An 11,779-nucleotide genomic window follows, 5' to 3' on the forward strand; every position below is an offset into this window, starting at 1 on the left:
GGATTCTCAGATGACAGATAAACTCGCCACAATACTGCATGCTGCCCGCGATCATGCAGAGCAGGTCATTTTGCCCAATGTTGATACATGGAACGCCACAAAAAGATGGCCCCGCGATGCGTCAAACAAGGCCGGTGCAGTAGGCCTGACCGGTCTCTACGCACCAGAAGAGTTTGGCGGCCAAGGCTTGCCACTATCTGATGCCATTCAGGTTTTTGAACAACTCGGACTCGGCGACGGTGCCTATGCCTTTGCCTTGTCGATGCACAACATCTGTACGTTTGCTGGGTGTGGTTATGGCACGGAGGCGTTCAAGGAAAAATGGGCACGTGACCTGACTTCTGGTCGCAAACTGGCGAACTTCGCACTGACCGAACCACAGTCGGGTTCTGATCCGATGAAGATGTACACCCGTGCTACAATAAATGGAGATGGCACATGGACCATCAACGGGTCCAAGGCCTGGGTCAGCCTGGCGACTGAGGCGGATATTTATTTCACCGTGGTTAAAACCAGTGACACACCCGGACATCAGGATATGGCAATGATCGCTATTCCCGCCGATGCACCGGGGATCAGCTTTGGGCCACTGTACGATACACCCTCTTATAATTTTCTACCTATGTCCGAAATGTATCTGAACCAGGTAGTTGTCAGTGAAGACAATATCATCCTGCCAGTAGGTCAGGGCCTGCAAGGTTCGCTCATGGCAATTGATATAGCACGTGTGTCCATCGCCTCTGGTTGCTGCGGATTGATGCAATCCGCGCTGGACACCGCGCTGTCCTATTCGAAGAACCGCAAGATGTTTGGCGGCAAGAATCTGGAGTTGGATGGCATCCAGTGGATGCTGGGCGAAGTCGCGACAGAGCTTGAAGCATCTCGACTGTTGTATCGCAAAGCGGCAGAGGCGCTTGGAACTCCCGAAGGGCCACTGATGGCAGCGCACGCGAAGCGCTTTGTCCCTGACGCTGCGGTCAAAGCTGCGAACACCTGCACCCAAGTGCTGGGCGGTATGGGGTTGTTGCAATCATATGGTCTGGACCGATTGTCCCGCCTTGCGCAGATGCTTCGGATTGTTGACGGGACAACGGAGATCAGCCGCGTTGTCATTGGGCGGGCTTTGCAAAAGCGTGCAGCGACTTTACCCGATCTGCCTGTTCCAAAAGGTTTTGGTGAAGAAGATGCAACATCTGAACCCCGGACTGCACACGAGATGGCCTGAGTTAACCTTATCTATCAAATCGGCCGCGGAATGTTCCGTCCTGCGCTGCGATCTTGGTTTCAAGGCTAAAGTCGTCGGTCTCGATGGCTGTACCGACCCCGATGTCCCGTGCGCCACATTCGGCCAGTACCCAGTTGATTGCCCCACCAACACCACGGCCGAAGCCGGTGACAAGCCCCGTCTTGCCGCTCAGATCAATGGTGCGCTGTTGCGGAAGCTATTTCTCTAACAATCTCCTCTGAGACATCGGCCAATGATCCGTATCATTTGCGTTTGATCAAAGAGCTGCTAGCCGCGTCCTGCTAAAAGGAACCAAACTTTGCCTCTGAGTTTCTAGTGAGAGGAACCTTCTTAACAGGTATTTGAAACGACTGCCCAAGAAAAGGAGCGACACATATGAAAGATCCGGAGCTTACGATCCTGATCAAAGAGCTTGAGACCAGATCAGATTTGTCTGTAGGTGACCTTGATGGCGTTGCCCACGGTTTGACCTTCTTATTTTCGGATCGAGAAAGTCTTGCAGACCTTTCCGCGCAGGACGTCTCTGGCGCAGAGCAGGCGTTGCATATTGCGGATGTGGCATTTCCCAACTGGTCTGTGAATATCCACGGCCGAGCCAACGAAAAAGATGGGCATTGGAGGTGTTCGTTGCGCGAAAGCGATGCAAGGGATAATGACGCGGTGATCGGTATAGGTAGTTCCCCCGTCTTGTCCCAAGCCATACTTGCCGCGACCATGCGGCTTGCAATGTCACTACAGCCAGATTGAACCGCCTTTGTGCGTCGGCAGGGCTTGAGCAAGGAGATGAGTGCGCGGGTTAAAAACGGGCTAATATCGCGTTATTTCGTGTGAGCATTTGGATGAAATTCTTACCATAACTCTCAACCCGGCAGTGGACTATGCGACCTCTATTGAGGCTGTTGTTCCGGGTCCGAAGTTGTACTGTAAGACACCCAGAGTCGATCCGGGGGGTGGTGGCGTCAATGTTGCCAGAGCCATCTGCATGCTCGGCGGACGGGCAAAGGCGCTTGTCGCGACAGGCGGCGCGAGCGGTCAGAAGCTGTGCGCGATGCTTGAAGCCGAGAGTGTTCCGGTTCATGCCGTGGACGTCGGCGGCGAAACCCGACTGAGCTTTGCCGTGACGGACGAGAGTAGCGGTGATCAATACCGGTTCAGCCTTCCCGGAGACACGCTGACGAAAGAGATCGGCGAGTTTCTGATAGAGGGAATCGTTTCTCAAGCCCCACGCAATGGGTTGGTGGTATTGAGCGGTGGCGTCGCGCCCGGTCTCAGCGATCGTTTTCCCGAGAAAATCCGGACCGCCCTTGAAGGAATTACGGACAGGCTTGTCGTGGATACCTCCAAGGGCGCACTGCATCGGTTGATTTCCGAACCTGTTGCTCCTCTCCATGTTCTGCGTTTCGACCATGGAGAGGCTGAACGCGCCGCGGGGCGGCCGCTTGCAGAATTGCAGGAAAGTATCAGTTTTCTGACCAGTTTGATTTCCCGGGGCGTTGCGGAAACGATGGTGATGGGCCTTGGTGCCGAAGGATCGCTGCTGGTGACATCAGCGGCGCGATACTTATGCCGGACCCCAAAGGTTCCGGTTGTCAGTAAAATAGGGGCAGGCGACGCCTTCATCGGGGGGTTCACCCTGTCATTGCAGCGAGGAGAGGGTTTGCAAGATGCGTTGCGGTGGGGGGTTTCTGCCTCTTCTGCAACGATGGCGACAGAGGGTACTGGCCTTTGCAGGGAAAAAGATGTTCTAGCGCTTCTTCCAATGTGCGAAGTCGAAGTCCTTTGACTCAACTATTCTCGGCATTTGCGACATTGCGGAGTACCTTTGTGAAACTATCCGGTGTCACTGAGATACTGTCGATTCCCAACTTTACCAAAAGACGCGCGTAGGCCGGGTCATTGCTGGGCGCCTGCCCGCAAAAGCCTACCTTCACACCTGCATCATGTGCTTTGCGAATAACGGTTTCGATCATCCAGAGGACCGCAGGGTCATCTTCACGGAAGAGCTCGGACAAGTCTTCGGAGTCTCTGTCGATGCCCAGGGTAAGCTGCGTCAGATCGTTCGACCCGATCGAAAACCCATCGAAGCGCTCTGCGAATTCTGCTGCGCACACAACGTTTGAGGGGATTTCACACATCACGTAGATTTCCAGACCGTCAATGCCGCGTTTCAGTCCGTTTTCAGCCATGACCTCAAGAACCCGGTCGGCTTCGGCCGGAGTTCGGCAGAAGGGGATCATGACAATCACGTTTTGAAACCCGATCTTGCGCCGCAGACGGTCGATTGCCCGGCATTCTAGCGCAAACCCCTCCCTGTAGTGATCAGAGTAGTACCGCGATGCGCCCCGAAAGCCGATCATTGGATTTGCCTCGCTGGGCTCGAAGGAACGCCCACCCAACAAATCTGCGTACTCATTCGTCTTGAAATCGCTCATGCGCACTATGACCGGTTTCGGATGGCAGAAGGCGGCGATCCGAGACAATCCGCGTGAGAGCCGTTCGACAAAGAATTCCTCTTTGCTGTCATATGCGTGTGTAAGCCGTTCGATCTCGTCCAGCGCGTCGCTGTCCGCCACCCGTTCCGGATGGACAAGCGCCATCGGGTGTACATGGACGATTGAGTTTATCACGAACTCCATGCGCGCAAGTCCAACACCCCGCACGGGCAAGCGCCACCACCTGAATGCAGCAAACGGGTTTGCCAAGTTCATCATCACATCGGTCCGCGTGTCCGGAAGATTGTCCAAGGGTTCCTCGGTCACGGTGATCTTCGACAGTCCTTCTGTGATTGTGCCGGTCTCTCCGCCTGCACATGAAACAGTCACTTCCTGTGCATCGTGCAACACGTGGGTTGCGTTACCGCATCCGACCACGGCGGGTAGTCCAAGTTCGCGGCTAATAATCGCGGCATGTGACGTCCTGCCCCCATGATCGGTGACGATCGCCACCGCGCGTTTCATAATCGGCACCCAGTCCGGATCTGTTGTGGATGTCACAAGTATGGAACCATCGACAAAGTTCGCGATGTCACTGGCGCTTTGGATGATGTTGATCCGCCCGCTTACAGCGGCATCGCCAACGCTCAGCCCGGTCGTCAGCGTCTTACCGGGGGCTTGGACCTCATAGGTGCGAAGTGCAGGCAAATTGCGGCGGGATTGGACTGTCTCCGGTCTGGCCTGCACGATGTACAACTCGCCGGTATCGCCGTCGCGGGCCCATTCCATGTCCATCGGTTGGCCATAATGTTCTTCGATAATGCATGCCTGGCGGGCCAGCGTTAGAATTTCGCTGTCGCTGAGAACGTATTGTTCCCGTTCTGCGGCGGATGTGTTTACTGTCCGCGCATCCCCGCTGGCGTCGAGGATCATCTTGATTTCTTTTCGCCCGCATTTTTTTTCAAGAATTGGACAAAGCGCCGGATCGGTCAGAAACGGCTTAAAAACTTGGTATTCATCCGGGTCAACCGCGCCCTGAACGACGGTTTCGCCAAGACCCCACGCCGCATTAATCAGCACAGCATTTGGGAAACCCGTCTCGGTATCGATGGAAAACATCACCCCCGATCCGCCTTGTCCGGCGTTGACCATAAGTTGGACACCAACAGACAGGGCCACTTTCTGATGCTCGAAACCTTTGGCCTGCCTGTAAGAGATTGCGCGGTCCGTATACAGCGAAGCGTAACAATTGCGACAGGCTTCAAGCAAAGCGTTTTCTCCGCAAACGTTTAGGAACGTTTCCTGCTGACCTGCAAAGCTTGCGTCGGGCAAGTCTTCCGCAGTGGCGCTGGAACGCACGGCAACTGCGACGTTCTTCTGCCCCAGCAAATTGCTGAGACGCCGATAGTGCGAACGGATTTCCTGTGCAATTTCGTCCGGCCAGTCGCCATTTCTTATCGCGTCCCGAATGGATTTTCCTGCGTCGCTCAGCGAGATTTTACCGGTGGCAAGTCGTTGCAGGTCGCTTGCGATTTGGACCTCCAGTTCATTGCGTTCTATGAAATCCCGGAACGCGTCTGCCGTCGTTGCAAAGCCGGGCGGTACTTGTATACCCTTCTGGCCCAAGCTGCGAACCATTTCCCCTAATGAGGCATTCTTTCCCCCGACGATATCGGTGTCAGTGTGCGTCACGTCTTCAAAGCCGATAACGTGCCGTTCCCGGTTGGGCATGACCTCCTCCTTCTCGAAACGAAAGTAACTGTAACATCTCAGTCCAAACGTTTTTTGATCCATGTCAGCGTCCGAGAAATGCAATCGGATACCGGGAAGGTGGCCTTGTGTACAAACCTGACCTGACGTGGATCAAAAAACGTCTTGCAGATGGTTTAAACAATACTTCGTCTGATGCGGTCGGAAGGCCCACGATGATGGAGGTTTGCCTTGTCGAGAATTGTCCGAGTACCCGAAGACGTCGTTGTTCTGGTTTGCGATTCAAAGAAAGCACTGCTTCTCAGAAATATTGGGGCGGTCGCGCATCCGGAATTCCATATCGAAGAAAGCATTGAGCGACCCCAAGACGAAGATGAGGCCGGCAACTCGGCCCGTCCTGGCCGAAGGTTCGATGGTGGTGCTGCAGCAGCCTCCGGTAGCTCTCGCAGTGCTATGGAAGCAACCGACGCCGAAGCAAAGCATGCAGAGGCATTCGCAGTAGACGTCGTTTCGGCTTTGGGTGAGCGACACCAGAAAAAGCCGATGGGAGGGCTGATAATTGCTGCGCCTCCGTCATTTCTTGGAATTCTGCGACAGAAAATGGATCACAGTCTACAGCAACTCATCCGCGATGAAGTGGCAAAGAACTTGCGGAAATGCCAGTGTCAGATATTCAGAAGGTCTTACTGAATAGCCTGTGACAATGCGCTTTAACTGCTCGTCCGCTGACAATCTCTGCAAGAGACGGTCTGTTGGGGCGATTTTGTTGGATTAAACCGTTCCGCAACGGGCTAGGGGGTGGGTTTTTCGGTTAGCTACGATCCAGCTAGGTGGATCATGATGGGCATCAAGGGTAGTTTGCGCTTAGACATCTGTCAGGCAATCTGAACTGTGCGTTCCGAAATGGCAAAGCCATAAACCGGAACATCTGCGATCAATTCGAAAACAATTCGATCAGGTTATTCAAGAATGGCCATAATGTTTCTCGATACGATCAAAAGCGAGGTTGATAACATCCTCAGCGACGCAATACGCCATCCTAACATGACCTGAACCCGAAGGGCCAAAGGCACTGCCTGGCGTCACGGTGACCTTCGCGTCACGCAGCAGCTCATGCGCAAACTTCGCGTCTTCCACTTGCGACCCGCGAAGACGAGGGAAGACGTAGTACGCCCCTTCAGGACGCGCGTATTCGAATATGTGGGACACTGCATCCAGCCTTTCACAGATCAGTTCCCGACGACGATTTAGCCGCGTCTCAAAGTTATGCAGGTGGGTTGGCTCTGATGACAAAGCCGCCAACGCGCCAACCTGAGAAATCCGTGGTGTACAAATCATCGTAAGATCATGCACCTTGGCGACCTCACCGCAAATCACTTCGGGGGCGATCATGTAGCCCACTCTCCATCCGCTCATCGCATAGGCTTTGGAAAAAGTGAAGAGATACACCAGGTTGTCAACATATTCTCGCGCCGAGGCAAGGTTGAAGAAAATCGTTTTGTTTTCGTAAGTGAACAGGCTGTAAGGATCGTCGAGAATAATCAATACACTGTGCTGGGCGGCAATCTTTGCAGTGCGGCGCAAAGTGTCTTCGCTAAAGATACGACCTGTCGGATTGGAAGGGGATACCAGTACTATGGCTTTGGTTCGGGGGCCAATCAGTATTTCAAGCGCATCGACGTCCAGCTCCCAGCCTTTATCCTCATTCATAGACCAGAACACAGGCGTCCCGCCGCAAAACTCAATCTGGCTTATGTGAGATACAAAACCCGGGTCTGTCACAATCACTTCGTCTCCGGCTTCGACAAGAACATGGAGAATGCTATTCAACGCCTCCATATTGCCAGAGGTGATCGTCACATTTCGCTCTGGATCGACGCGTATGCCAGTTCGACGCTCGTGCTCTTGCGCAATGGCGGTGCGCAGTTCCGGTAAACCGGCAGGCAAACTGTACATGCCGATCGTGGCATCCCGTTCCAGTTCCCGCGCTACGCTCTCGCGAATGTAGGAAGGTGTGCGAAACGAAGGCAATCCCCAAGCAAGCGATGCTGCCCCAGAGACCTTGGCGCTCAGGATGGACATTTCCTTGATCGCCGACATCGCGAGGCGGCGCGATCTGCTTGAGATCAGTTCAACCTGTTTGTTTTGTGTATTCATGAACTTCTACCGTAGATCATAGAAAAGGTATCTGTTTTGATTGCCCCATTGAACTCAAGCATCAGTCTTCGGGTTCAATGGCATGGCCGAGCCTGGTTCGACTTCGTTTGTGAGCCGCTATTGAACGCCGGAACGTCCGCTCAGCATACTCTAAAGACTAAGGCATGCTTGCCGGATCAGCATTGAAAAACGTATCCGTCTGCAGCGCCCGCCAATGGGTGCCGAAGGCCTAATTACGTGGCACTGATTTGAGAGAAGCATGACGTCAGGTGATCTCTGGCGCAACCATTTTACCAGCTCCTGAGGTGGGCGCTCTTTTCGGGTTGCGTGGAAGTGCCAGCAGTGGGAACCTGAAGATGCCGGTCTTTTTATGTGTGCAGCGAAATTGCGTTGCATCCTCCTCTGGCCGGATCGGGCCCGAACCCAGCTAGCCAAACGGCCGCTTTCAGCAAGGAGCCGCTGATGCATGTAGACTCGCGGACACGGGGACAGGTTCACGCCCAAGACAGTGCGAGCGCGTTGGCGTTGCTGGACGTGGATGTGCAGCTCGGGCTGAGTGCGGAAGAGGCAGCGCGCCGCCAGAAGGTCTATGGCGTAAACCAACTGGAACGAGCGAAACGTACTTCGGCCCTGACGTTGCTACTTGATCAGTTCCGCAGTGTGATTGTCTGGCTTCTGACTGCTGCCGCGGTGCTGTCCCTGATGGTGTCCGATTACCCTGAAGCGATCGCGATTTTCTGCGTATTGGCTATCAACACCGCAATCGGCTTTTTCACAAGCTGGAATGCGCTGCGGTCGATGGAGGCGCTGTTTCGCCTGACCGCAGTCACCACCCGGGTGCGTCGGGACGGAAGTTCGGTTTTGCTGCCGGTAGCCGAGATTACCCCGGGCGACGTAGTGATCCTCGAAGCTGGAGACGTGGTGCCAGCCGACTTGCGGCTGATCCAGGTCGAGAGTTTGCAATGCGATGAAAGCGCCTTAACTGGAGAGTCAGCGCCCGTTACCAAAACGTCGCAGCGACTGGCCGCCGATACTTTGGTGGCAGATCGCACGAACATCGCCTTTAAAGGCACGGCGGTGACCCGTGGAGCCGGCATAGGGGTTGTCGCCCTTGTCGGTGCTGAGACGGAAATTGGCCGTATCGCCACCCTTGCACAAACCGCAGAAGCAGCGGCCAACCCGCTGGAGAAACGTCTGGACAAGCTGGGTCAGGCGCTGGTCCTGATTACCATCGCACTATCAGGGCTGATTGGCATAATTGGATTCATGCGCGGCCTCGGGATAGTAGAAATGGCTGAGACCGCGATCGCGCTGGCCGTTGCGGCAGTGCCTGAGGGTCTGCCTGTTGTCGCCACTCTGGCGCTGGCGCGCGGCATGCTGCGAATGGCCCGGCGCAACACATTGATAGAACGGCTTTCTGCGGTCGAGACCTTGGGCGCGACCACACTGATCCTGACAGACAAGACCGGTACCTTGACCGAAAACCGGATGACCGTAGCGGGCTTTGTCCTGGAAGATCGCGATCTCACCAGCGAGAGCTTGGTGCAAAACGCAGCCGATGCGGCAGACTTGCGGATGGCGCTGGAGATCGGTGCACTCTGCAACACTGCGGAACTTAGCCATAGCGGCGAGAAGGGTATCGGAGATCCACTGGAACTGGCGCTGTTGGAAATCGCTACGTTGTTGGATGTGCGCCCGGATCTTGACCCCGACGACCGGCCCGAGGTCGGCAAGCATCCATACGACCCGGCCTTTAAAATGATGGCGACGCAGCACAGCGCTGAAGGTCGCTATTTCGTCGCGGTCAAGGGGGCACCAGAAGCAGTGCTTGAAAGCGCGATCGAGGTGCTGGGCGCAACCGGTCCTCAGCCTTTGATCGAGGCCCAGCGGCAGCAATGGCTGGACCGGATCGAGGCGGCGGCTGGGTCAGGCTATCGCCTCATCGGCCTTGCGTACAAATATACCGACAGCACAGAGGAGCCGCTGCTTGAGCGCTTGACGCTTGTTGGCCTTGTTAAACTGCTGGACCCTCTGCGCTCGGATGTGCCGGAAGCGATCGCAGAGTGCCTGAGCGCCGGAGTGCGAGTTGTCATGATGACTGGCGACCATATAGCCACTGCAACTGAGATCGCAGCCCAAGCCGGGCTGGGTGTGGGTGGAGGCATCGTCGCAATGTCCGAGGCCTCGCTGCAAGACCTGAAATCCGGCCGCATCGACAGCGAGTTGGGAAGGCAACTGGCTGAGACGAATGTTTTCGCAAGGGTGGCTCCTGAAACCAAGCTGCGGCTTGTCGAATATTACCAGGATCAGGGCCATGTGGTCGCTATGACTGGTGATGGAGTGAACGATGCTCCGGCGCTTAAGAAATCCGATATCGGCATCGCCATGGGTCAACGTGGAACCCAGGTGGCACGCGATGCAGCGGATGTGGTGCTGAAGGACGACGCATTCACTTCGATTGTCGCAGCGATGTGGCAGGGGCGTGTGATCTTTGGCAATATTCGCCGCTTTGTCGTCTATCTGATGTCCTGCAACTTTAGTGAAATCCTGATAGTTGGGCTGGCTATAGCCGCTGGTCTTCCCGCGCCGTTGGTACCTTTGCAAATTCTGTTTCTCAATATCGTCACCGATGTCTTTCCCGCATTTGCCTTGGGTCTGGGCGAGGGGGACCGCAACGTCATGAAACGGCCGCCGCGCGATCCGCAGGAACCAATTGTTGGCCGTCCGCAATGGATCGATATCGCGGTATTTGGCCTTTTGATTACGGTTGCCACTCTGGGTGCGTATTGGCTGGCACTGATCCATCTGATGTTGCCGGTGCATGAGGCAGTGACAGTCGCCTTTCTAACACTGGCGCTGGGGCAACTTTGGCACGTTTTCAATATGCGGGAACGCGGAGAGGGACTACTGATCAATTCCGTGTCGAAAAATCCGTGGGTCTTCGCAGCACTGCTTTTGTGTCTGGCTCTGCTGGTGGCTGCATATAAATTGCCTTCGGTGGCAGCGGTACTGCAACTTTCCCCACTCTCGGCCGAAGAGTTTGTTTTAGCCGCAGGTGCGAGTGTGTTTCCGCTGGTCGGCGGCTCGCTGTGGCTTGGGCTGACCCGCAACCGAAGCATTTAGACGAAGCTGCGGCGCATTGCCATCGCATCACTCACCCTTGTTTGCGCAAGATCGACGGCAGCTTGTCGTGGCGGAACTCGTCTTTTGCGCATATCCTCAAGTATCGCCCTCGTGTTGTGTCGGATCTTGCTGGCGATGGTTTGCATGGCTTGCGCCTCGGACCCGCCGTGATATTCAGTCGAGGCGCAAATCACCCCGCCGGCATTGGCGATGAAGTCCGGTACTACGAGCACTCGCCGTGAATGAAGCTGCGCTTCTATCTCCGGACTTGCCGGGATGTTCGCGCCTTCAAGGATGAGCTTGGCTCTTATGCTGTTGACGTTGCCGACATGTATGGCACCAGGGCGCGCGGCCGGAACCAAAATATCACAGTCGACTCCGATAACCGAGGTCGGATCTGGCATTGCTTTGCCGCCGGTCAGCGCAGTTACGCTTTTTCCTGCGCTTTTCAAGGCTATCAATTCGGCCAGCGGCAAACCGTCCGGGTCCATGAGGCTGCCCAGGCTGTCAGAGACAGCGACCAGTATTGCACCTTTGTCGGCGAGGAAGCGCGCCGCGTTTTGGCCGACCGCGCCGAAACCCTGGATCGACACCCGCGCCCCTTCAAGGCCCATGTCGCAATAGTCCACAGCCACTTCGGCAGCAGCAGCCAGGCCGAAACCTGTGGCACCGATTTCATCCAAAGGGATGCCGCCCAGTACACGTGGCAGTCCGACAGCGCGGTTAATCTCGTCGGTGACCCAACCCATGCAGGTTTCGTTGGTGCCCATGTCAGGGCCAGGGATATAATCCTCAATCTGTTTGATCGCTTTGGCAAACGCGCGCATCAGCCCTTGTTTTGCGGCAGTCGACATGGCTGGGTCCGCAGAAATCACCGCCTTTCCACCGCCATGTGGCAAACCAGCGGCGGCGTTCTTCAGCGTCATCGCTCGGGCCAGTCCGGCGCATTCCGCTAGTGTTACGTCAGGCGCCATCCGAACCCCGCCGATCGAGGGTCCGGCAGCAGTGTTGTCAACAACCACGATTGCCTGCAAGCCAGCTCTGGAATTATGCAGGTGAATGACCTTTTCTGGACCTAGCTCGTCGCACAATGCGAAGATATTGCTCATTG

Annotated in this window: 8 protein-coding genes; 5 read left to right on the forward strand and 3 right to left on the reverse strand. The window is 55.5% G+C overall.

Annotated features, from left to right (window positions below):
* Positions 1-10: 10 nt before the first annotated feature.
* The 3 genes from LCM21_RS05960 (at position 11) to LCM21_RS05970 (ending at position 3,029) form a co-directional block, all read left to right on the forward strand.
* Positions 11-1,225 (forward strand): acyl-CoA dehydrogenase family protein, encoded by a 1,215-nt coding sequence (locus tag LCM21_RS05960; protein ID WP_224889770.1) that lies wholly within the window; start codon positions 11-13, stop codon positions 1,223-1,225.
* Between the two features lie 396 nt (positions 1,226-1,621).
* Complete coding sequence (locus tag LCM21_RS05965) at positions 1,622-1,993, forward strand: hypothetical protein (RefSeq protein ID WP_068340364.1); 372 nt, start codon at positions 1,622-1,624, stop codon at positions 1,991-1,993.
* An 88-nt stretch (positions 1,994-2,081) separates the two neighbouring features.
* Positions 2,082-3,029, forward strand: a complete 948-nt coding sequence (locus LCM21_RS05970) for a 1-phosphofructokinase family hexose kinase (protein WP_224889771.1) — start codon at positions 2,082-2,084, stop codon at positions 3,027-3,029.
* A 1-nt stretch (position 3,030) separates the two neighbouring features.
* Here the strand turns inward: LCM21_RS05970 and ppsA are convergent, their stop codons facing one another.
* Complete coding sequence (gene ppsA, locus LCM21_RS05975) at positions 3,031-5,409, reverse strand: phosphoenolpyruvate synthase (protein ID WP_224889772.1); 2,379 nt, start codon at positions 5,407-5,409, stop codon at positions 3,031-3,033.
* Positions 5,410-5,619: 210 nt separating this feature from the next.
* On the opposite strand from ppsA, the gene LCM21_RS05980 reads away from it, so the two are divergent.
* On the forward strand, positions 5,620-6,078 hold the full coding sequence (locus LCM21_RS05980) for a baeRF12 domain-containing protein (RefSeq protein ID WP_224889773.1): 459 nt from the start codon (positions 5,620-5,622) through the stop codon (positions 6,076-6,078).
* 273 nt (positions 6,079-6,351) lie between these two features.
* On the opposite strand, the gene LCM21_RS05985 is transcribed toward LCM21_RS05980, so the two are convergent.
* On the reverse strand, positions 6,352-7,545 hold the full coding sequence (locus LCM21_RS05985) for a pyridoxal phosphate-dependent aminotransferase (RefSeq protein WP_224889774.1): 1,194 nt from the start codon (positions 7,543-7,545) through the stop codon (positions 6,352-6,354).
* A gap of 462 nt (positions 7,546-8,007) precedes the next feature.
* Between LCM21_RS05985 and LCM21_RS05990 the strand changes: the two genes are divergently transcribed.
* Complete coding sequence (locus tag LCM21_RS05990; protein WP_224889775.1) at positions 8,008-10,668, forward strand: cation-translocating P-type ATPase; 2,661 nt, start codon at positions 8,008-8,010, stop codon at positions 10,666-10,668.
* On the opposite strand, the gene LCM21_RS05995 is transcribed toward LCM21_RS05990, so the two are convergent.
* Positions 10,665-11,777: a Glu/Leu/Phe/Val family dehydrogenase gene (locus LCM21_RS05995; protein ID WP_224889776.1), complete on the reverse strand. Its 1,113-nt coding sequence runs from the start codon at positions 11,775-11,777 to the stop codon at positions 10,665-10,667. The two genes, LCM21_RS05990 and LCM21_RS05995, sit on opposite strands and share 4 nt — an antisense overlap.
* Positions 11,778-11,779 lie beyond the last annotated feature (2 nt).

Origin of the sequence: Ruegeria profundi, assembly GCF_020171505.1 — a bacterium.
In the GTDB taxonomy this organism is placed as follows: domain Bacteria; phylum Pseudomonadota; class Alphaproteobacteria; order Rhodobacterales; family Rhodobacteraceae; genus Ruegeria; species Ruegeria profundi.